We start from the raw sequence: 21066 nt of genomic DNA on the forward strand, positions 1-21066 counted from the left end.
ACAAATTTAGAGGGAGGATAATAAGGGGAAAATAAAAATAACGCAGAAAATATTTTCTACGTTATAAATGACAATTATTTGTTTACTTTTTTGTATGTACATGTTTTTTCAGTTGTAAAAAAGTATACATTTAATTTATTATCGACAACTTTTAAAGATTGATCCGATGTAAACGAGTTACCATAATCAATACGATACACGTTAGAATTTTTAACAAACGATCCTTTAAATAAATCTTCTTTTTTATTTGTTGTTTGCATTTCCACTAAATTGTGAACAACCTTTTCTTTCTTTTCCTCTTTTACAACTGTTTCAAATTTATAATATACAGGGCATTCACCTTTTTTATTATCAATGACCTCCCAAGAGCCGTATATATCATTATTGCTACATCCACTAAGTAGAACGATTAATATAGGGAAAATAAATAGAAACTTTTTCATTGTGTACTCCTTTCTTATTCGTTTTTATAAACGTGCGAATACGATAGGAATATTGTAAAAAATAAAGTTTAAATTTTTATAAAGAATTATTAAATTTCACATAAAAATTTGGAGAAAGGTGAGATTTTTAAAATAAAAAGGCATGAATCTAGTGTAATGCTAGATTCATGCCTAGTACTCTATCTTATGTTATGTTTTTTGAGGATAAATGAAGCGGAAAGAAGAATGACAATTCCATTTACAATATATACATTTACAATAACGAAGACTTGGTTAGCTACTCCCAAACCACCTTTATCGAATATAGATGTGAGTGCTGTAGTAGTCAAAAAGATAATGGGAGTTAACAATAAAAATAGGAAACCTGCAACAATCCTTCTTTTAAAGTTATTTTGAGATAAGGAAATGGCTAAAAAATTAAGGACGCCAAACATGACCAATGAAAAAAGAAGGATAATTAATAATTGGATGCCATAAGACATTTCCACAGCTCCTTTTTGAAAAACTATAATTTATTTTATTCGAAAGTAGTAGGGGATACTCCTTTAAATATTTGAACTACATAAAGAAAATAGGTTTTAATCCTTGAAATTCAAAAAGAATGGACCCAGTAAAATACGGGATCCATTCTTAAGAAGTATTAGTTTTACATATTCGCAGATTGTGACGTTTGTTTTTTAAATTGTTTCTGCTTAGATAAGGAAATAAAAATAATCAACAACGAAATAACTCCGAAGATGAGAACCATATATTGTAACCCAATCGTATCTAAGAAGAAGCCAGTTCCAAGTAAGACAATTTGGAACATAACTCTCTCAAACATATTACGGAATGAGAAGAGGCGACCGTGATAGCTTTTTTCTACTTTCGTTTGGAAAATTGTCGACATAATGGGGAAGAAACAGCCGACACTAAAGCCAAACAAACCAAACGATGTAAGAGCCATCCATTTTATATCGCTAAAGAACAATGAAAGGTGTGCAAAAGCGGTACAAACAGCGAAGAAATATAACAATTTTTCAGGTTTGAAATGGTCAGATAAACGTTTAATAACGAAGGCACCTAACATAAATGCGACACCTTCAATTGTATATATAAATCCTTTAATCGTTGGATCATGTTGCATTTCGCTAATGTTAATAACCATTAAATTGAATCCAGCTATAAATAATAGAGGGATAATACTTAATATAAGTGCTGTAAAAGCAATAGGAATTCCTTTTAAAATACGAAATACTTCCATAAAGCTATTATCTTTAGCTGATTCTTTACTTGAAGTAGTTGACTTTTTATCCTCAAATTGTAGGAAGAAAGTTGAGAGGAATAATAAAGCGTATGCTGCCATTGAGAAGGCATACATATACTGTAAACTCATTACAACTAAAAGAATTCCACCTAGTGAAGTACCCGCAATACGAGCGATTGTACCAACATTCATATGTACACCGTTCATCTGTAATAACTCATGCTCACGAACGATTAGAGGAATTACAGATTGTAATGCAGGGAAATAAAATGCAGCTGAAATTTGAAGTGCAACCATAAATGCAATCATGAATGCGATACTTTCATATTGAATGGCGAAAAACATGAAAATAACACTAATAACACGACCGAATCCAGCGTATAGAAGAACTTTCTTTTTTTCATATTGATCAATGACACGCCCAGCCATTGGGCCAACTAGAACACCAGCTAACAGTCCGATAAATAATATAACGGATTTCATAAAATCAGAAGGGACGTATTTTTGCATAAATTCAAGATTACCAAGAATACCAAGCCATAACCCTAGACCAGCAATAAACTCCCCAATTAACACAATCCAAACATTTTTATTACGCCACATAATGTAAAACCTCTCCGTCTTTTAAAATGAAAAACTCGTATATAAAACCTCCTTATTTTATGTATTATTTTTAACGAACTTTTTTAGAGTCAGAGTCTATATTACGTGTTTCATTAATTGATTTCAATCTTTTTGATTTGTAAAAAAATGATGAATTAAGTGATACAATGGGTAACTAAAAATACAAAAAATTCACAAGTAAATTCAAAGGGAAGGTAAGTGTGTGGAAAATAAAAAAAGTAAGAACGCAGATAATACGTCTTACTTTTTTCAAAAAACCAAAATAGATTAAATTAGCAACACTTATGATCTTGTCCAATAGCTAAACCGCTAAAAGACAGAGGACCAACAATGTCTGCACTTGCACCACTAGTAAGGTTTTCTACAGTTAATGAATACTCGTGAGTCCCGCAGCTAACATTTTGATCTATAGCTTGAAATGTTTGTGCGTAAAATTGCTCAGAATCTGTAGATTCAATCCCTACTTGAGCGTTGAAGATTTCTGTATTGTCACGGAAAATTCGGAATAAAACTTGTGAAATCTCAGTTATACCTTTAACCCCAACTGTAGCAATTAATTCTACTCGATTATTACGTGAATCTCTTCTTGAAATTTTTAATTTAATACTTGCTAGAATTGCTTTTTCTGGGGGATGGGGAATTGCAAAAGTTGTTTCACCGGTTTTATTTAAAGGTTGAGTAGCTTGATAATCAATGATATGAGTCATATTCGTCACCTCCTCATATACTAAAATATGAAGATGACGATGAATTAGCTTGGACATATACTATAAGATTTTAAGAGAATTGAGGAGTAATGTTGAATAAAGGGAGATAATATAAAAGCATCAAGAAAGAATCCCAATTATGAGAGTCATTTTTTGATGCTTTTCATACTTTAGGCAGAATATTCTTCTTTACGTACTTCGAAGAATTCATTTCGGCGTAAGTAATTAAAAATTTTTTCCGAAACCTCTTCTTCATAAGACACTAAGAATCGATGATCAAAAGCATAGAAAGATTGACCTTTAATTAGTTTTACGTAGTATATTTTACACGCCTCCTTTAAATTAGGATCCTTAAATACTTTATATTATGATGACCTATCTGGTTGTTAATAATACTTAAAATTTCAAAGGGGAGAAGTATAAATTCAAAAAACATTGAAATAGCTTACAAATATGTAATGTTTTTGTCACCTTTGCCGATAGTTTAAATTAACTAATATCTCCTATAATACAAATAAGTTCCATTAAACAAGGGGGTAGAAAGATGGAGGAAGTAATTGGAGAAGTTGTAGCAGGGATTTGTGAATTTGTAGTTGAAGTAACGGCAGATGCTATTGGAAATTTAGTATCCGGAAATGATGAGGAAAAAGAAACATTATAATAGTTTGTAAAAATATAAAGATGATCAAAAAATAAAGGCTGATTTCTAAAGAGAAGTCAGTTTTTTTATTTTTTACATTATATTAATTTTATTTGAATATTCATTTGTTATTATGTTTATGAAACTCATAAAGGAGGTGAATAAATATGTCGAAATTACGGTCTGATTTATCTGATTCTCGTTTGATTGTGGTGAATGTGGAGGAAAAGGAATATCACTTTGTTGTTCGTGAACATCCCATTGTAGGGAAAATTATATCGCTATTTGAAAATGGAAAAGAATATGGCTTAATAGATAAACAAATCGCTAATAAAGATAAATTTATTAAATCGGAGCTTACTAAATTAGATTATTTTAACATAGATGTTCTATATCATACACCTGGATGGATATGGATCGGCATGGATCAATTTGGTTTACATGCTCGTGAGGCTACTTATAACGAAGTAGAAGTTATTATGAAGTTGAAAGAGGATTTATTTTATATAGATATATATGAAAAAATAAAAATGTAATAGATATTAAGTAAGGTTAGGGGACAAGTTCCCGTAGCCTTTTTTGTTTAATGGTAAAACGTAAAATTAATATTAATATTCTGTTAATGATGACAGCGTTATAAGAAGTGAGCGGAAAAGAGGATTTGAAAATATATAAAGAGAATTTTAATTATTATATGAATCCTGTATATTTAAATACCAATAGAAAGAAGATGATAAAATGAGTAGAGAAGAGCTTGTGAAACAACAGTTTGGTAATAATGCGGAAAAATATGTGAAAAGTAAAATTCATGCAAAAGGACCAGATTTACAATATGTAGTTCAACAAGTAGCGTCTCGTCATAATAATCGTCTTCTTGATATTGCTACTGGTGGTGGACATGTTGCTAATCTGTTAGCCCCAATGTTTAAAGAGGTAGTCGCTCTTGATTTAACAGAAAAAATGTTAGAAAAGGCAAAAGGTTTTATAGAAGGGAACGGGCATGAAAATGTATCATTTGTAGCAGGACATGCAGAAAGGTTACCATTTGCTGAAGAATCTTTTGATACAATTACATGCCGAATTGCAGCACATCATTTTGTTGACCCTTCGCAATTTATTTTTGAAGTACATCGAACGTTAGAGGATGAAGGATTATTTATATTAATAGATAATGTTTCACCAGAAAATAATGAGTTTGATACATTTTATAATTTTATTGAAAAAAAACGTGATCCAAGCCATGAACGAGCTTTGAAAAAAACAGAATGGATTACTTTATTAGAAAAACATGGTTTACAAATGCAGTCATGTCTTACTTTTGACAAAAAATTTGATTTTGACTGGTGGTGCGATATGATGGATGTGCCTGTGCCAAAGCGCGTAAAGTTAACAGAATGTATGATGAAAACATCAAACGAAATGCAGGAATTCTTCAACATTCACTTTGATAATAATAAAGTAGAGTCGTTCTATACTGAGATGGCACTGTTTGTCTGTAAAAAAAGTTCAACATTAAAAAGATAAATTTCTTGCAGAGTTTCTGAAGTACGATATACTTAGTACAGAGAAAATGAGAATTGAGGAATAGTAATAATGATTCGTGTACGTATTGAAGGAACTGAGGAAGAAATGCTTGAATTTTTGCAAAGAATGCCTGATATTCCTGGGTTTGAAAAAACACATATGAGAGAACCGAGAAAAGGGAATAATCCGAAATATGATTCAAGCAAAAGTGTACTAGCATATTTATCTTATAAAAAGATTGAAGTCGCCAATAAGTAATAAATAGGCGGCTTTTTTAATTATCTCTGTTTCACCGCCTTGTCTTTTTCGCATAATAATGATAGTAGATTATGCTGGAGAGGGGTGAGGAAAGTTAATAAAAAAATAATCTTTTTCGGAGATTTTGGAATTGATGATGCGGTAACGTTAATTTATGCGAATAAAACATGCAAATTAGATATTTTAGGTATTGTTGCAGAGTATGGAAATGTATCAAGAGAAATTGTTACCGAAAATGTATATTTTTTAGAAAGATACTATGCTACAAAAGTAAAGATTATCGAAGGTGCCAGTAGACCGATGACAGCTGAAGAACCTTTATTTTTTCCTGAAATTCATGGGGATCACGGTTTAGGTCCAATTATTCCACCGAAAATGAGAATTTGTGAAAGAGAAAATTTTTGTGAATTGATTAAATTAATTGAGCCTTGTCCAGAAGATATTATTATAGTGGCGACGGGACGATTAACAACACTTGCAACATTATTTTTATTGTCCCCCAATTTAATGAATCGAGTATGTTCTTATTATATAATGGGTGGTGCTTTTCTTTTTCCAGGAAACGTTACACCAGTATCGGAAGCTAATTTTTACGGCGATCCAATTGCGGCGAATATCGTTATGAAATACGCGAAGAATGCTACTATATATCCGTTAAATGTAACGCAGCGCGCTCTTATTACGCCTGAAATGGTCGATATTATTGATAAAGAAGGAACCGGACAGGTGAAACTTATTAAACCAATGATTGATTTTTATTTTGAAAACTTTTATAAAAAAGAATACCCAGGTATTGCTGGGAGTCCGATCCACGATTTACTTCCGTTCATTTCTTTTATAAATGATAATATTTTTGAATATAAAAAATCAGCAGTTTGGATTAGTACGACGAATGATGTAACGAGAGGTCAAAGTGTAGCTGACTTTAGAAAAATTGCTGAGCCAACACGATTTGATAATCGCCCGATACAAAGAATCGCCGTTGAATTTAATTATCAAGCGTTTAAAGACGAATTTATGAGAACAATATTGAAGCCAGATTGTCCTTAATTGGTTGAGCAGATTTGAATGATTTTCATAAGACGAATAACTTACGAAAAATGTAACATAACTAATGGTAAGCAATTGTTTCAGATTTTATTTATATTGGTTAAATATACAGGAGGTTATCATATGATTTGGTATTTAATCGTCGGTGGTATATTAGGATGGTTTGCAAGTTTAATTACTGGAAAGGATGTGCCGGGCGGTGTAATTGGTAATATTATTGCTGGTATTATCGGTTCTTGGCTTGGTTCGTTATTACTTGGTAAATTCGGTCCTGTTATTGGTGGCTTTGCAATTATTCCAGCTTTAATAGGTGCGATTATTTTAATCTTCATCGTGAGTTTTCTGTTACGAGCAATTCGGAAATGAAGATAGGTGGACTGTTTACATTTGTAAGCAGTCCATTTTATATGTTATGCTACTGTTATACAATCAGGAGGTGTCAGCATTGAAATCATTCACAGTAAATTTCCATCAAGAAGATAATGCAAAAGCGACAACAGTACATAAATTAAGTGAAGAGGACTTCAATAAAGCAACAGAAAAAGGTACTCGTCATCTATTTGATTTAGATACAAACGTTGGTTTCTTCGTATTCTTTGATGCTGAAGATGCAGAAGGTAATGATCAATACTTAATGTTACAATATGAAGGAGATCATGAAGAACCAAGTGCTTGCTACGGATTTGATTTAAAACTATACTATCAATTTTTAGCATTATACTTAAATGATCTTGAATTCCAAGGTGAAACAAATGAAGAAGAGGAAGAGTATGGTCCAATTCATCATTTAGCTCACTTACTTTACCATATCGTTGAAGACGGTAAATCAATCGAAGTGTAAATATACATATTTTGAAGCTGTCCTTAAATAGGACAGCTTTTTTAATTATATAAATAGGCAGTCTTAATGGAGTTATGATGGCGACAAATGGTTTGAATAAAATATAGAAAGAAAAAATATTAAACCAGCAGGGAATGAATATTTACTTCCAGCTGGTTATTTGCATTTAAATGAGCTTTTGTGACAGTTTATTTTAAGTTATTAATGAAGGATATAAAGAGCATGGAGAGAAGGTGTATACAAGGAGATGAATAAGATGATTAACAATACAATTCCAAGGTTTTTGAAGATTTTGGAAAGCGATGATATAGGATTACATGATTTGAACAATTATTATGATATGTATCCAGAAGCATTCGAAGAATATTTTAATTATCATTGTCCTAAGACAGAAGAACGTCTTTCTAGTGCAATTAAAAAATATCCTGAAAAACTAGAAGACATTCATATTATTTCGGAAACTTTACCATCTATTATTCAAGAAATGAGTGAGGAGTATCGCATTCAATTTGGTTTTAATATAGATTTAACTTTTCATCTATTTGTAGGTGGATTTGGTTCTAATGCATTTGTAGAAAGAGATATTATTGGGGATATATTTCTTGCGGCAGAAAAATTATCTCCTGAAAGGGAGCATCTTCGTGTTATTGTTGCCCATGAAATCGGACATATATATCACAATTTCGTATTGCAAGAAAGTGGAATGGATTGGACTAAAGCACAATGGACTGATGCAGCGGTTAGTTTATATCGTGAGGGAGTCGCGACATATTTATCGCAAAGAATAGCTAAAGGATTAAGTAAACCAGTCTATTATTCATATGATAATGATGGAGACGATTGGTTGTTTTGCTATGAAGAACATAAAGATCAAATTAAGAAACATTTTTTACAAGATTATGTTAAAGGATGGACAGATGAAAAAGAGAAAGAATGGTTCCGTTTATCAGGAGGGAACTATTTCGGATACAACCGACTCGGTTATTTTTTAGGAACATCATATATAGAGTATATAGTCCATACTTTCGGAGAAACCGAGGCACTTACTTTTTGGAGAAAAAATAATTTGAAGAGTAGTGTTATGGAATGGTTGCAAAAGTGAATATGTTGAAGAGGGAGGCTGAAAATGATGAAAGTATATATGAAAGTGCTTATATTATTCCTAACTTTAACGTGTGTAGCAGCTTTAACCGCGTGTAATAACGCTGAGGAAAATAAACAAACTAATTCAACATCAGAAAATGGTACGGAAAAAAAGAGAGATACGTCAGAAACGGGTAAAAAGAATGAGGACACCGCTCAAAAAAAAGAGAAAGAATCTGTGGAAAAACCAAAAAATCAAGATTCAGCAAAACCTACAGCAGATTCTAATTCGAACAATACAGCAATAAATCAAAAATCAATTAATCATATTAAAGATTTATTTGAGCAAGCGAAAGTAGGTAAAGTACCTAATGTTCCATATGCGGCGCATACAGGTGATATAGAAGAAATAGAGAAGGCGTGGGGGAAAGCTGATAAGACGGAGCAAGCAGGAAACGGGATGTATGCGACGTTTACAAATAAAAATGTTGCATTTGGCTTTAATAAAGGATCACAGGTCTTTGACGTTCGATCTTACCATTCAGAACTTAAAGTGATTACGTTACAAGAGATCGAAAAGGCTTTAGGAAAACCAGCGTCTGTTAAAGTCAACGGTAATGATAAAATATACAATTATAAAGTAAATAATCAGTTTGAGTTGAAATTCGTTATTCCGAAATCTACTGGTAAAGTAGATCACATTTCTGTGTTCTCACCGGAGGATAGTATTAATAAAATGGCAGGTTAAATAAAAGAGCTGTTCCTATAGGGACAGCTCTTTTGTTTTGTTTCTTTCTAACGATTGAACAAAAAAAGCTTGAATGATACCACCGATTATTAATAAGAAGGCACAAATATAAAATAGAGTACTACCGCTTAATTTACTTAATAACAATGCACCTACAAAAGGCCCGCAAGTTCTTGAAATATCCCAATGTATACCGTATATAGAAAAATATAATCCGCGTCTATGACTTGGAGCGATTTGTGAAACGAATCGTAGTAAGTGATTCAAAGCTATACTTTGCCCAATTACTAAAAAGAGCAATGTGAAGAATAATGACCATATTGTTGTGGAATAACCGTAGCCAATCGCAGCTAACGTATAGCAAGTATAGGAAATAACAATTATTTTAGGCATAGAAAATCGTTCAGACCATTTCACAAGGGAAATTTGGAGAATCACTTCCATGACTGCTTTACAAGTTGAGATAAACACGAGTACAAATAGAAAATTTGGAAATACACTTTCGGCGAATATACGATAATTCGATTCGGTTTGGGCGTAGAAAAAACTAATCGGTAGCGTAGAAACCATAAGTCCAAACACAGCGTAATGCTTTGAAATAAATTGTTTTGGCGAATATACTTCTTTCGTTTTATTAACGTTTTTCATGAGTGGAGCTGTTTCAGGAAGCTGCGTCCAAACGAGAATAGCATATAGCGTAAGGGCTACACCTTGCAAAATAAATAAATACTCAGGGTGACTAGTATAGAAAAAGGCGCCGATTAATGGGCCAATTACAGAGCCGATTGCTCCCGTAGTATGAAGAACAGCAAATATTTCTGCCTGTTGTTCTTCCTTCGTTAAGTCAGCGATTTGAGCGCGCTGTGCCGGAATGTATAAAGAGCGGCCAATACCATTTATGACATATAATAAGGCGAAAAAGGCGACGGATTCAGCAAAAACGAATCCGCTTACGGCAAAAGCTTGTAAAAGTAATCCGAGTAACATGATTTTCTTACGACCGTATTTATCTGTTACACCCCCAGCGATTAATGTAAATACAATATCAGCGAGTGGCTGTAATCCGAAAAGAAGCATTGTAACTATCACATTACCATTTAAAGCTTTATTAACGTGAACAATAAAAATGATAGCTAGCATCGCTTCAGTCGTTCGGACTAACAATTCACCGAACAACCGAATGAGGATGGGCTTATTATAACGTTTTAAAAGATGATTCATTTTTAATTCCTCCTCTCTATATTGAAATGATAAGATGGAAGCTAGAAATGAAAAAGGGTAGAATGAAAGAGGAAGATTTTTCATCTTTTAGGGGGCGTTTTATGATTATTTTGGAGCAATATATGCACCTATGGCTCCAGTATGGAAAAGGGAGAGCAGAGGGAGATAAATTTGAAGTAACAATACAAAATATATCTGAAACATTATTTTGTACAGAGCGAAATAGTAAACTCATCATAAAAAAATTAGAAGAATTAAATTGGATTATGTGGTTTCCAGGCAGAGGGAGAGGCAATCGTTCAAAGTTGTTATTTCAAAAACATCCACTTTCTTTAATTTTAGAAAGAGGAAAAGAAATAACGAAACAAGGGGATGTAAAAAGCGGAAGTGCATTTATTGAAAGATATAGCTCGCATTTTCCATTACTGCAAACGCAATTTCAAACGTGGATTGATTCGATATTCGGTTATCAAGTCGAAAGGACACCTAAAGGGAGAAGAGATGTGCTACGTTTGCAAGTCCAAATGAACCTAGATATTGCATTAGACCCTCTATATGCTACGATGCGTTCGGAATGTCATATGGTAAAACATATATACGACACATTAGTGTATGTAGACGGAAATACAAACAGTGTAGAGCCAAGACTTGCGTTTTATTGGGAATATGATGACCAGAAATATATGTGGACCTTCTATTTACGAAAAGGTGTTACATTTCATAATAGAAAAGAACTAACCGCTTATGATGTTGAACAGACATTTAAACGATTTATGAAAGTGAAAAATAATCCGCATGCTTGGATGTTACAACACGTTGAAAGTTTACATATTCTTGATGACTATATTGTGCAGATTCGTTTATCTACAGATAATAAGTTGTTTTTACATGCTTTAAGTACAGAACAGTGTTCTATTGTAAATGAAGATGGAGGCGGGAAGTTAATTGGTACTGGACCGTTTCGGTTATGTGAAAAGAATGAGGATGTATTCGTATTAGAAGTAAATGATTTATATTTTCGCGAGCGACCATTTCTGGATCGAATTGAATTATGGAATGTAGAGCACAGAGTAAATACGTACGATATATTAGCGAAAGCACGTTTTAAAAATATAGTAAAGCATCATAAAGAACTAACTCGACTTGAGTCGAATGTAACATACATTACGTTAAATACTGCAAAAGAAGGACCTATGCAAGATATGATATTTCGAAAAGCTTTATATAAAATCATTCATAGCAAGGCGATCGTTGCGGAATTACAAGGAGCACGCGGAGAGATAGCCGAAGAATTAGTGCTAACAAAGAGTGGTACAATACATATAAATGAGGACATAAATACGCTTATTAAAGAAAGTTCTTACCGTAATGAAACATTGCGACTATACACATTTACAGGACAAGATCATGTTGAAGATTCAAATTGGATACAAAAAGAATGTGCGAAATATGGAATTATAATTGATATTGAATTTCTTGAAACAGAAGAGTTATTGCAAATTAGTACGATACAAAAGGCTGATATTATGCATGATAGTGCGACAATTAGCGAGCGTATTGAAGAGAGTTTACTATACATGTTTCTTACAAAAAACAGTTTTATTCATCAGCAAAGCAATATAAACTTTAACGAAACATTACAGCCGTACTTTATGGAGAGTAAAGTAGAGAAACGAGTTGCACTGTTACGCGATATTGAGGATACACTGTTACGTCAAATTCATATCATTCCTTTGTACCGTAACAAACAGCAAGTAAGTTCACACGAAAAAATACAAAATATAATAATTAATTCACAAGGTTGGATTGATTTTTATGAAATATGGTTTAAACCATGATATATAAGGGTTCTTACGCATTTTTTATGAGATGTGTAAGAGCCTTTTTTGTGTGCAAGTCATGTTTGTTTTACGCATTGTTACGCTATTTGCGATAAAAGTCTATTTACAGCGTAACAGTGTTATGTTACATTGTTATCAGGAAGGAGTGATATACAGTTGAGTACAGATTTAATTTCAAAAAAAGATTTATTAGAGCTAACTGGTATTTCATACGGACAGTTATATAGGTGGAAGAGAAAAAATTTAATACCGGAAGATTGGTTTGTACGGAAGTCAACGTTCACAGGCCAGGAAACATTTTTTCCGAAAGAAAAGATATTAGAACGTATTGATAAAATCCAAACGATGAAAGAGGATTTATCACTAGATGAATTAGCAAATATGTTTTCACCGAGCGTGACAGAAATGCATTTAACAAAGGATGATTTGTTACGTAAGGGTATTGCATCAGAAACAGTTTTACAATTCTTTATAGAACAAACGAATAAAACAGCAGAATTTCAATTTGTAGATATTCTTTATGTGTATATGTTAGAAGAATTACTACAATCGGGAGAGATTAGTTTAGAAGAAGGAAAAATGGTCTTGCAAGTTTTACGTGAAAATTATGAAGCAATTAAACATAAAACTTGTGACTTAATCATCGTCCGAAAGTTAGGTATTTCTACATGTTTCTTAGTTTCAAATGTGGACGATTTAATTTTTGAAAAAGGCACCAAAATTGTTTTACGCGAAGCGATTATGAAATATACCGAAGCATTAAAAACTAAACTGTTGTAGTGGAGGAGAAATAATGCGTACAGAAAATTTAATTATAAACGGATATGGTTCATCAAACGGTGGAGAGTTTCATAAAGTGCAGCTAAACGGAAAAGGAACTGTTAACGGAAACGTTGAATGCGACCAATTTGAATGTAATGGTTACGGAACTGTTACTGGTGATTTGAAAAGTGGCAATGCGAGAATTAGCGGATCAGGCAAAGTTGAGGGTACAGTTAGTGCAGAAACGATGCGAATCGATGGGAAAGGGACAATTACACAAGATGTAAAGGCAACCACTTTGAAAATTGCAGGAAAAGGGACGATAGGTGGTAATGTAACTGGTGAAGAATTTAAAATCAACGGTCAAGCGACGATTGATGGTAATTGTGAAGTTGATATTTTTTCTTCAGAAGGGCAATTTACAGTTGGTGGATTATTAAGCGCAGATGAAATTAATATAAATATTCACGGTACATGTAGAGCGAAAGAAATTGGTGGCCAAACCATTAAAGTAAAACATAGATTAAGTGCTTTTAGTAGACTTTTTAAAACAGTATTTGGCTTACAGTTAGAAGCTGAATTGTTAGAAGGTGACAATATCGATATTGATTATGCTCACATAAAAACGGTAAGGGGAAACAATGTCACAGTAGGACCGAACTGTGAGATAGAACTTATTGAATATACTGGTGTTCTTACTGTTGATAAAAGTGCAAATGTAAAAGAAATTAAGCAGGTTTAAAGGAAGGGAGAAATGAGTATGGAACATCAACATAGTCTTACTGTAAATGGTTCTGGTAGTTCAGCAGGCGGAGATTATAATAAAGTAAAGATACGCGGTGAAGGAACAATTTCTAATGATATGAGTTGTAATGAATTTAAAACGTACGGCACGAGTGATGTACGCGGTAATATGAAAGTTAAAAACTATATCGTATATGGGGATAGTGAAGTACAAGGAAACGTAGATGCGGAATGTATAAAAATATATGGCAATACACAAATGCATGGTGATGCTCATATTGAAAAAACAAAAGTAAGAGGTATGATTGAAGTAAAAGGAAGGTTTTCAGGTGATTTCGTAGATGTGAAAGGTGCTTTAAATGTGAAGGGAGATATTGAAGTAGAAGAATTATCACTAACTGGTGGTCTTGAAAGTGATGGATTACTTAATGCTGAAAATATTGAAATCTCAATTCGTTATGAAGGAAGTAAAGTGAGAGAAATCGGTGGAAAAAAGATTACAGTACGTAAAAAATCGAGATTTATTCCTTTTACAAGTCATACAGGAAGCCTTCAAACATCAATTATTGAGGGGGATGATATTTATTTAGAACATACAATAGCAGACGTAGTAAGGGGAAATCATGTTATAATAGGCCCTGGCTGTGAAATTAGTGTTGTAGAATATCATACTAGTTTTAATCAGAAAGGTAATACAGTCGTAAAAGAACATAAACAAATATAAGTAGTATGAGGGAGAGCAAGATTATGGTTGAGAAAAATAATAAACTCGGCTTCGTTGTTGCCGGTTTATTGCTGGGTATTTTAATGGCATCAATGGATAATACCATTGTCGTAACAGCGATGGGAACGATTGTTGGTGACTTAGGAGGCCTTGAAAACTTTGTATGGGTCGTTTCTGCCTATATGGTCGCAGAAATGGCAGGTATGCCGATATTCGGTAAACTATCAGATATGTATGGTAGAAAAAGATTCTTTATTTTCGGTTTAATCGTCTTTATGATTGGTTCGGCACTTTGTGGTACTGCTGAAAATATTACACAGTTAGGTATTTATCGTGCCATTCAAGGTATTGGCGGCGGGGCATTAGTGCCGATTGCGTTTACTATCGTTTTTGATATTTTTCCTCCTGAAAAGCGTGGGAAAATGGGTGGTTTATTCGGAGCAGTATTTGGTTTATCAAGTATTTTCGGGCCATTACTTGGCGCATATATTACGGATTATATTAGCTGGCACTGGGTGTTTTATATTAACTTACCACTTGGCATTTTAGCGCTTATTTTTATTACATTCTTTTATAAAGAGTCACGAGTTCATAGAAAGCAAAAGATTGATTGGTTTGGCGCAATTACTTTAGTTGGTGCAGTAGTTTGTTTAATGTTTGCCCTAGAACTAGGCGGACAAAAATATGATTGGGATTCTAGCTTTATTTTAAGTTTATTTGCTGGGTTCGCTATTTTATTAATTGCTTTTATCGTTATTGAACGAAAAGTAGAAGAACCAATCATTTCATTTGAGATGTTTAAACAACGTCTATTCGGAATGAGTACAATTATTGCATTATGTTACGGGGCTGCATTTATGTCAGCAACTGTGTATATTCCGTTATTTATTCAAGGCGTATATGGTGGTAGCGCAACAAACTCAGGATTATTACTTTTACCGATGATGTTAGGATCAGTCGTAACAGCGCAATTAGGCGGATTTTTAACGACGAAGCTTAGCTACCGAAACATTATGATTATTTCTGCGGTTATTATGCTAATTGGACTATTTTTATTAAGTACGTTAACGCCAGAAACAAGTCGTATATTATTAACGTTTTATATGATTATTATTGGATTTGGAGTAGGTTTCTCATTCTCTGTACTAAGTATGGCAGCTATTCATAACTTCGGTATGGAACAGCGCGGATCTGCAACTTCAACGAGTAATTTCATTCGTTCATTAGGAATGACACTAGGTATTACAATCTTCGGAATGATCCAAAGAACAGGTTTCCAAAATCAATTAGAAGAAGCATTTAAAGGGATGAGCGGGGGAATGAATACAAACGCTTTAGGAGATTCAAGAGCTATTCTATCAGAATCGGCAAGATCTCAAATCCCGCCGCAAATATTAGATAAAATTATTGATGCTCTTTCTAGCTCCATTGTTCAAACATTTATGTGGGCATTAGTACCAGCAGGTTTAGCATTCATATTTATTTTCTTTATGGGAAATGAGCGTATGGTAATTAAGAAAAAACAAATGAATAAAAAGAGCGAAACATCAAAAGCGTAATGAAAAAGCTCCTTTCCAATTGGAAGGGAGCTTTTTCGTATGTACGGATTTAGATTAGCCTTCGATAATTTCGTATTCTTCGTCTGCTAATAATAAAACTTGTGTTTTCTTACCTTTGTTTTGAACTTCGATTACATCGTATGCACCTAAGTCTCTTAGCTTGCTTTGAGAAGCGTTAACCATAACTTCCATAGAATCAATTAAGATATCTTCTTCAATGTATGATTCAGGCAATGCCATATCTTCAGTTTCTAATACACATGCGTATAGATTTTGTAAGTTTTCAGCAGTTGGATTTTGTTCCTCAACATCAATGATGTTTTTTACTGCTTCCATATTTTCTTCTTTTGCTTGGTACACTTTAATTTTAGCCATTGTTTTAATCTCCTTTATAACGTAATCGTAGAGGCTACACCTCATTATAACGCTTTTTCATTGAAAGATGAAATTGTTATATGTATTTATAGTAAAAATTATGTGTTATTACTTATTATTGGTGTAATTTCCTTATTGATGTTATGAGTGAATAATTATATCCTTACGTTAAAATTATATTGTCCAAGCTTTTTTTATATCCCGCTCATATTATGTGTATGAGATAAAAACATAAAGGGAAGGGATTGAATGTAAGTGGATTGCAAGCCGAAACGAAATTGTCAATGTTGTCAAAATAGCATATGTGAATTTTTACAAAGTCTAGAACCTTTTACTAAGGTTGAGAGTATCGTAATAGCCGGAAAGGAAAGTGTTGTATCCTATTTTCTTTCATTTAACAAGATGAACGGTATCGTGTCATTTGTACAAGAGGACAATGATGTTATTTTTGTAGATTGTTCAAAGATTGATGCGATTCGAATAGGAAAAGTGTGTAATTGTAAAGCGAAAGTTAAATTTATTGAAGAGGATTTTAGTCTCCTTGGAAATGTTTGTCCACAGTGTTTAACGGAGGGAAGTACACTCTTTTTCGACTTTTATAATTCTGAATTGAATTTATCTCTACAAGCAAAAACAATTGATGCGCCTAGATGTATTGAATTTACAGATGAACTTGGGAATGTAGTAAAGCAAATTACAATAGTAGGTGAAGCGATTGTTTCTAAAGATTTTGTTCAAGTGCCAGAACTATTAGATTTTCGATTGATATTATCGGATACGGCTACAAATCCCTTGAAATTCGGATTACTGTTCATTAATTTTCCTGATATTACGTTTATTATTCTTTTCGCATCAAGTGGATATCTTACTATTTCGAACTGCTTAAAAATAGAGAGTGGAACTGGTAACGTAGAAATAGAAGAGATGAAAAAGATGATAATGAATGACAATAATACGTACAAGTCAATTGTTAAATTGATTAACCCTCCTAAAATATAATGAGGGTTTTTACATATACTAGGTGGATTGTAATAAAGCAAAAATCACATAGTTAATATGAATGTTAGAAGTATATAGAGCGGTTAGTTGTACGATTAATTGCAATGTGTAAATTCCTATCATGATACGTTCTTTTACAATAAATTATGAAAGTATCCATAACAGTAAAACTAAGAAATATTATTTAAGTATTTTTAAATGTAATGAAAGAGGTCATATAATATTTGTAAAGTAATTAAGAAAAGGGCTATTGAAGTAGCCCTTTTCTTAATTATGTGAATTGCTATTGGTAGTCATTATTGAGTTTAAATAGTTATTTAAACTTGAGTAATTTATTTACTAAATTCTTTTTGAGCTGCCCTATAACTTCCGATGATATTTTGATAACTTGGAAGATGCTTAGCAAGTAAAGCTCCAAAGCCCTCAATATCATTTCGCCAGTCGCGCTGTAATTCGGCTGCAACGCTAAACCAGTTCATTAGTTGCACCCCTCCATGAGCCATACGCATAAGAGCGGCATCAGCAACTTGTTTATTAAAAGTTCCAGATGCATCAGTTACAACAAACACCTCATACCCTGCATTGATAGCAGATAGAGCTGGGAACGCAACACAAACATCAGTAACCACGCCTGCAATTATTAACTGCTTTTTACCTGTTGCCTCAATAGCTTTTACGAATTCTTCATTGTCCCACGCATTAATTTGTCCAGGACGCGCTATTTTAGGCGCATTTGGAAATAGTTCAATTAATTCCTGCATGAGTGGACCATTAGGACCGTCTTCAAAGCTAGTTGTTAAAATAACCGGTAAATCAAAAAACTTAGCGGTATGGGCAAGAGCTAAAACATTGTTTTTGAACTCATCAACACCATAGTCACGCACTAGGCTGGAAATAAGACCAGTTTGATGATCCACAAGAAGAACAGCGGCATCACTTTTTGAAAGACGAGAATAGAAATCAGACATTTTATTATCCCCCTTAAAAAGCTTATTTATAAATTAATCTTACAGTTATTTAGATAGATTTGGTATACGTATAAAATTTTATCAACAAATATGCTTTATTTAGATGAAAAGATGTGTGTTTTAAAATCAAAAAAAAGTAAATTTTTCTATTTTGAATAGATGTTATAATAATTTTATATTTGTGAATAATTTATAATTATATGAAGTTTAAGTGTAATAGGCGTTTGCTTATATGACGAATAAACGGATGAGTAAAAAAGTTATTTAAGTTGATTCATAAAGATATAGAGTTATATTGATTTTATAGAAAGCGGGAATGTAAATGATATATGAAGCAAATATACATACTAGAAAAAAATTAGTTTCTATGTTTGAGGATTTTAATAATGTTGTGTTATTTTCTTATTTACAAGGACATATGGGCACCGCTTGGGTAAATAATCTTGAAAATCCGACAGTAGCGCAAGTTACGGTAGGGATTTTCACATTTTATACTGGAGATCCAAATGCAAAAGAGACAGAAGAGTTATTACGTAACATCCCTGAAAGAATTTTAGTAATCGTAAATAGTGATCAATGGAAAAAGCGTTTAGAAATATTCAACGAAAGAAAAATAGATAAGTTTTTACGATATAAATTTAAAAGAAATTCAGAAGTGTTTAATCATACAAAATTACAATCTTTTATATCGGCACTTCCAAAAGGATATGAATTAAGAAAGGTAGATGAGCATATCGCGAATAACCCATCATTACACAAGGTTTCTGAAGATTTTATAAGCCAATTCCGTTCAATAGATGATTATGTAAATCGAGGTATAGGTTATTGTATTTTGTATAATGGAGAAGTCGTATGTGGTGCATCATCATATAGTATTTATGATGATGGTATTGAAATCGAAGTTGCTACTGACCCAAATCATAGAAGAAAGGGATTGGGAACAGTAGTTAGTGCAGCCTTAATATTGGATTGTTTAGAAAAGGGGAAATATCCAAATTGGGATGCAGCGAATAGCACTTCTGCTAAACTAGCTGAAAAGTTAGGATATGTTTTTGATAAAGCGTATGATACTTATTTTGTGAATAATAGGTAAATGAACGGTGTGTGTACAAATTATACAACGTAATAAGGCTAGCCAACCTTATTAAATTAATGTTTATTAGACTTATTTTCTATAATCGCAAATATAAACTATCCGAAGGTGATTTTACCAAAGTTAAAGGCATTGAAACAGATGTTAATTAATGAAGTTAAGGGAAAGAATGACAATCGGATTGGTTCTATTAGAAGAATTGATAAATTTGAAAAAAAGAAACAATATCAATGGTAAGATTGAGGGAGTTCGCAAAATTTTGGGAATAAAAACCGACTTTTTTAAGTCGGTTTTTATTTTTTTACTAATAGAGTACCGCCAATATTGATTTTTTGTTGTATAGATAGTATTAAATGAAAAAAATCCTATTCCATTACTATTGAATATAATTAACCCATCAGTTCCTACTTCCACTATGAGGGTTCAGAAATTCTCTTTTTGTATAGGTAGATAATCATAAAGGCTCAATATATTTAGTTTTGTGTGTTTTAACTAGCAAAAAATTGCTATTTTTTTGTAAATGATGAAAGTAACTATTACAGGAACCCACGCATTAATAGAAGAGATACATATACAGTATAGAGAGTTAAAAAACTCTAAAAACTTGTATAAAAGGAGATTATAAAATATGAGTGAACAATGCCCAATTAATGTACCATGTCAGGTAGTAGGACAAACTCAAACACCATTAAGTGATGCACCTGTAACGCCAATTACTACGCCAGGAACACCGATTGTAAAAATACCAGTTGTATTAGCAGAAAGAACGATTCAAATTGTTGTAGAATCTGATATTTCATTAGATCCTCCAGCAGTTGAAATTAAACGTATCTTAAAAAATGCATTTTTAACACAATGTAAGTTAGTTCCTGTAGCATTTACTCCAGTACCAGGTACAAATTACCGCCGAGTTACAAGAGCAAAATTATTTGTACAAGGATATATTCGTAAAAACATTGAATATGCAAATGACGAGTGTAATGGAGTGCTATATGACCGCATTGCTAATGTTCCATTTTCTGGTTTTGCTGATTTAACAGCTGGTGATTTTCTATCACAAGCTATAGTAGCTGCTTCCTCAGATACTACTTCTCACTTTATTAATCCTAAAAATGGTGATCTACCACGTTTAGACAAATACTTCTTCGAAAATACAGTTTTTTACAATGAACAACCGTATTGCGAATTAGTCAGCGCTCAATTTTTCGAATTAGACTTTTCCCCTTGTCCAACAGAATTAAATGAGCCATTTGAAACTCTTCGTGAAAAAATTGTACTAGATCTTACTTTAAAAGTTTTACAAGTACAACAAGTACAAGTATAACAAGTACAAGTATAAAAATAAAAAAGCATTGTCTTTGATAAAAAGACAATGTCTTTTTTATTATTATACAACATATATAATGATGAAATGGTCACGTACAAAAAACATATTTTTTTGAATTTCATCAGATGGGGGGATGGTGATGAATAAGCCATGGGTTGGTAAGGAAATATGGAACAAAGTATACAAGTGGAAAATGCTGAATGTTCAAGATGATTCGCGCGAAATAAGAGAAAAAAAGGAAAGTATAGAAACTGAATCAGAGAAAGAAAGTAAAGAAACTGAATCAAAA

24 protein-coding genes and 1 pseudogene are annotated in these 21066 nt (G+C 32.7%); 17 read left to right on the forward strand and 8 right to left on the reverse strand.

Translation table 11 applies throughout. The features are described 5' to 3' along the window. Positions 1–74 precede the first annotated feature (74 nt). The 5 genes from Q3V31_RS16665 to Q3V31_RS16685 all read right to left on the reverse strand — a co-directional run bounded on the left by Q3V31_RS16665 (position 75) and on the right by Q3V31_RS16685 (position 3343). Positions 75–443 carry a hypothetical protein gene (locus Q3V31_RS16665; RefSeq protein ID WP_000713877.1) on the reverse strand — a complete coding sequence of 123 codons (369 nt, stop codon included), beginning with the start codon at positions 441–443 and terminating at the stop codon, positions 75–77. Positions 444–622: 179 nt separating this feature from the next. After that, entirely contained in the window at positions 623–925 is a 303-nt protein-coding gene (locus tag Q3V31_RS16670) for a hypothetical protein (RefSeq protein WP_090813560.1), read from the reverse strand. 164 nt (positions 926–1089) lie between these two features. Next, positions 1090–2292 (reverse strand): MFS transporter, encoded by a 1203-nt coding sequence (locus tag Q3V31_RS16675; protein ID WP_090813559.1) that lies wholly within the window; start codon positions 2290–2292, stop codon positions 1090–1092. A gap of 293 nt (positions 2293–2585) precedes the next feature. Beyond that, positions 2586–3020, reverse strand: coding sequence for an exosporium protein ExsC (exsC, locus tag Q3V31_RS16680; RefSeq protein WP_090813558.1), 435 nt, complete (start codon positions 3018–3020; stop codon positions 2586–2588). A gap of 170 nt (positions 3021–3190) precedes the next feature. Continuing rightward, positions 3191–3343 carry a YqbF domain-containing protein gene (locus tag Q3V31_RS16685; protein ID WP_071734354.1) on the reverse strand — a complete coding sequence of 51 codons (153 nt, stop codon included), beginning with the start codon at positions 3341–3343 and terminating at the stop codon, positions 3191–3193. 484 nt (positions 3344–3827) lie between these two features. On the opposite strand from Q3V31_RS16685, the gene Q3V31_RS16690 reads away from it, so the two are divergent. The 8 genes from Q3V31_RS16690 to Q3V31_RS16725 all read left to right on the forward strand — a co-directional run bounded on the left by Q3V31_RS16690 (position 3828) and on the right by Q3V31_RS16725 (position 9164). Beyond that, positions 3828–4196, forward strand: coding sequence for a hypothetical protein (locus tag Q3V31_RS16690; RefSeq protein ID WP_090813557.1), 369 nt, complete (start codon positions 3828–3830; stop codon positions 4194–4196). 202 nt (positions 4197–4398) lie between these two features. Next, positions 4399–5184: a class I SAM-dependent methyltransferase gene (locus Q3V31_RS16695; protein WP_000085736.1), complete on the forward strand. Its 786-nt coding sequence runs from the start codon at positions 4399–4401 to the stop codon at positions 5182–5184. A gap of 69 nt (positions 5185–5253) precedes the next feature. Next, positions 5254–5442: a DUF3970 family protein gene (locus tag Q3V31_RS16700; protein ID WP_000621876.1), complete on the forward strand. Its 189-nt coding sequence runs from the start codon at positions 5254–5256 to the stop codon at positions 5440–5442. 84 nt (positions 5443–5526) lie between these two features. Continuing rightward, the gene (locus tag Q3V31_RS16705) at positions 5527–6492 is read left to right on the forward strand and encodes a nucleoside hydrolase (protein ID WP_090813556.1); all 966 of its coding nucleotides are present in this window, start codon (positions 5527–5529) and stop codon (positions 6490–6492) included. A 123-nt stretch (positions 6493–6615) separates the two neighbouring features. Next, the gene (locus tag Q3V31_RS16710; RefSeq protein WP_000638425.1) at positions 6616–6858 is read left to right on the forward strand and encodes a GlsB/YeaQ/YmgE family stress response membrane protein; all 243 of its coding nucleotides are present in this window, start codon (positions 6616–6618) and stop codon (positions 6856–6858) included. 79 nt (positions 6859–6937) lie between these two features. After that, on the forward strand, positions 6938–7333 hold the full coding sequence (locus Q3V31_RS16715; RefSeq protein ID WP_071746243.1) for a cytosolic protein: 396 nt from the start codon (positions 6938–6940) through the stop codon (positions 7331–7333). 256 nt (positions 7334–7589) lie between these two features. Continuing rightward, positions 7590–8435: a DUF5700 domain-containing putative Zn-dependent protease gene (locus Q3V31_RS16720; RefSeq protein WP_090813555.1), complete on the forward strand. Its 846-nt coding sequence runs from the start codon at positions 7590–7592 to the stop codon at positions 8433–8435. Positions 8436–8459: 24 nt separating this feature from the next. Next, positions 8460–9164, forward strand: a complete 705-nt coding sequence (locus Q3V31_RS16725) for a YjgB family protein (RefSeq protein ID WP_139265925.1) — start codon at positions 8460–8462, stop codon at positions 9162–9164. A 15-nt stretch (positions 9165–9179) separates the two neighbouring features. Here the strand turns inward: Q3V31_RS16725 and Q3V31_RS16730 are convergent, their stop codons facing one another. Beyond that, on the reverse strand, positions 9180–10385 hold the full coding sequence (locus tag Q3V31_RS16730; protein WP_001016125.1) for an MDR family MFS transporter: 1206 nt from the start codon (positions 10383–10385) through the stop codon (positions 9180–9182). Positions 10386–10447: 62 nt separating this feature from the next. On the opposite strand from Q3V31_RS16730, the gene Q3V31_RS16735 reads away from it, so the two are divergent. The 5 genes from Q3V31_RS16735 to Q3V31_RS16755 all read left to right on the forward strand — a co-directional run bounded on the left by Q3V31_RS16735 (position 10448) and on the right by Q3V31_RS16755 (position 16015). Continuing rightward, the gene (locus Q3V31_RS16735; RefSeq protein ID WP_329765770.1) at positions 10448–12223 is read left to right on the forward strand and encodes an SgrR family transcriptional regulator; all 1776 of its coding nucleotides are present in this window, start codon (positions 10448–10450) and stop codon (positions 12221–12223) included. Between the two features lie 159 nt (positions 12224–12382). Next, the gene (locus tag Q3V31_RS16740; RefSeq protein ID WP_329765630.1) at positions 12383–13006 is read left to right on the forward strand and encodes a YhbD family protein; all 624 of its coding nucleotides are present in this window, start codon (positions 12383–12385) and stop codon (positions 13004–13006) included. A gap of 13 nt (positions 13007–13019) precedes the next feature. Continuing rightward, positions 13020–13730 (forward strand): bactofilin family protein, encoded by a 711-nt coding sequence (locus Q3V31_RS16745; RefSeq protein ID WP_016129691.1) that lies wholly within the window; start codon positions 13020–13022, stop codon positions 13728–13730. Positions 13731–13748: 18 nt separating this feature from the next. Further along, positions 13749–14456 (forward strand): polymer-forming cytoskeletal protein, encoded by a 708-nt coding sequence (locus Q3V31_RS16750; RefSeq protein WP_000401025.1) that lies wholly within the window; start codon positions 13749–13751, stop codon positions 14454–14456. Positions 14457–14479: 23 nt separating this feature from the next. Further along, positions 14480–16015, forward strand: coding sequence for an MDR family MFS transporter (locus tag Q3V31_RS16755; protein ID WP_329765631.1), 1536 nt, complete (start codon positions 14480–14482; stop codon positions 16013–16015). 54 nt (positions 16016–16069) lie between these two features. Here Q3V31_RS16755 and Q3V31_RS16760 read toward each other — a convergent pair whose 3' ends face one another. Beyond that, positions 16070–16390 carry a hypothetical protein gene (locus Q3V31_RS16760; RefSeq protein ID WP_001062734.1) on the reverse strand — a complete coding sequence of 107 codons (321 nt, stop codon included), beginning with the start codon at positions 16388–16390 and terminating at the stop codon, positions 16070–16072. A gap of 255 nt (positions 16391–16645) precedes the next feature. Between Q3V31_RS16760 and Q3V31_RS16765 the strand changes: the two genes are divergently transcribed. Next, complete coding sequence (locus Q3V31_RS16765) at positions 16646–17389, forward strand: BC_2878 family exosporium-associated protein (protein WP_329765632.1); 744 nt, start codon at positions 16646–16648, stop codon at positions 17387–17389. A 332-nt stretch (positions 17390–17721) separates the two neighbouring features. Here the strand turns inward: Q3V31_RS16765 and ycaC are convergent, their stop codons facing one another. Continuing rightward, entirely contained in the window at positions 17722–18357 is a 636-nt protein-coding gene (ycaC, locus tag Q3V31_RS16770; RefSeq protein WP_001279447.1) for an isochorismate family cysteine hydrolase YcaC, read from the reverse strand. Positions 18358–18679: 322 nt separating this feature from the next. On the opposite strand from ycaC, the gene Q3V31_RS16775 reads away from it, so the two are divergent. The 3 genes and pseudogenes from Q3V31_RS16775 to Q3V31_RS30985 all read left to right on the forward strand — a co-directional run. Next, positions 18680–19450 carry a GNAT family N-acetyltransferase gene (locus Q3V31_RS16775; RefSeq protein WP_000638725.1) on the forward strand — a complete coding sequence of 257 codons (771 nt, stop codon included), beginning with the start codon at positions 18680–18682 and terminating at the stop codon, positions 19448–19450. 628 nt (positions 19451–20078) lie between these two features. Then, positions 20079–20774: a CsxC family protein gene (locus Q3V31_RS16780; protein WP_001295001.1), complete on the forward strand. Its 696-nt coding sequence runs from the start codon at positions 20079–20081 to the stop codon at positions 20772–20774. Positions 20775–20916: 142 nt separating this feature from the next. Continuing rightward, a pseudogene (locus tag Q3V31_RS30985) lies at positions 20917–21066 on the forward strand (BC_2427 family protein); the annotation flags it as partial.

It is taken from the genome of Bacillus nitratireducens (assembly GCF_036320425.1).
Classification (GTDB): Bacteria; Bacillota; Bacilli; order Bacillales; family Bacillaceae_G; genus Bacillus_A; species Bacillus_A nitratireducens.

Bases quoted from the DNA above. Each gene is read 5' to 3' on its own strand.
- Q3V31_RS16775 (WP_000638725.1), top strand. From the start codon at position 18,680: ATGATATATGAAGCAAATATACATACTAGAAAAAAATTAGTTTCTATG.
- Q3V31_RS16725 (WP_139265925.1), top strand. From the start codon at position 8,460: ATGATGAAAGTATATATGAAAGTGCTTATATTATTCCTAACTTTAACG.
- Q3V31_RS16695 (WP_000085736.1), top strand. From the start codon at position 4,399: ATGAGTAGAGAAGAGCTTGTGAAACAACAGTTTGGTAATAATGCGGAA.
- Q3V31_RS16720 (WP_090813555.1), top strand. From the start codon at position 7,590: ATGATTAACAATACAATTCCAAGGTTTTTGAAGATTTTGGAAAGCGAT.
- Q3V31_RS16755 (WP_329765631.1), top strand. From the start codon at position 14,480: ATGGTTGAGAAAAATAATAAACTCGGCTTCGTTGTTGCCGGTTTATTG.
- exsC (WP_090813558.1), bottom strand. From the start codon at position 3,020: ATGACTCATATCATTGATTATCAAGCTACTCAACCTTTAAATAAAACC.
- Q3V31_RS16690 (WP_090813557.1), top strand. From the start codon at position 3,828: ATGTCGAAATTACGGTCTGATTTATCTGATTCTCGTTTGATTGTGGTG.
- Q3V31_RS16675 (WP_090813559.1), bottom strand. From the start codon at position 2,292: ATGTGGCGTAATAAAAATGTTTGGATTGTGTTAATTGGGGAGTTTATT.
- Q3V31_RS16750 (WP_000401025.1), top strand. From the start codon at position 13,749: ATGGAACATCAACATAGTCTTACTGTAAATGGTTCTGGTAGTTCAGCA.
- Q3V31_RS16760 (WP_001062734.1), bottom strand. From the start codon at position 16,390: ATGGCTAAAATTAAAGTGTACCAAGCAAAAGAAGAAAATATGGAAGCA.
- Q3V31_RS16730 (WP_001016125.1), bottom strand. From the start codon at position 10,385: ATGAATCATCTTTTAAAACGTTATAATAAGCCCATCCTCATTCGGTTG.
- Q3V31_RS16665 (WP_000713877.1), bottom strand. From the start codon at position 443: ATGAAAAAGTTTCTATTTATTTTCCCTATATTAATCGTTCTACTTAGT.
- ycaC (WP_001279447.1), bottom strand. From the start codon at position 18,357: ATGTCTGATTTCTATTCTCGTCTTTCAAAAAGTGATGCCGCTGTTCTT.
- Q3V31_RS16670 (WP_090813560.1), bottom strand. From the start codon at position 925: ATGTCTTATGGCATCCAATTATTAATTATCCTTCTTTTTTCATTGGTC.
- Q3V31_RS16780 (WP_001295001.1), top strand. From the start codon at position 20,079: ATGAGTGAACAATGCCCAATTAATGTACCATGTCAGGTAGTAGGACAA.
- Q3V31_RS16700 (WP_000621876.1), top strand. From the start codon at position 5,254: ATGATTCGTGTACGTATTGAAGGAACTGAGGAAGAAATGCTTGAATTT.
- Q3V31_RS16745 (WP_016129691.1), top strand. From the start codon at position 13,020: ATGCGTACAGAAAATTTAATTATAAACGGATATGGTTCATCAAACGGT.
- Q3V31_RS16735 (WP_329765770.1), top strand. From the start codon at position 10,448: ATGAAAGAGGAAGATTTTTCATCTTTTAGGGGGCGTTTTATGATTATT.
- Q3V31_RS16710 (WP_000638425.1), top strand. From the start codon at position 6,616: ATGATTTGGTATTTAATCGTCGGTGGTATATTAGGATGGTTTGCAAGT.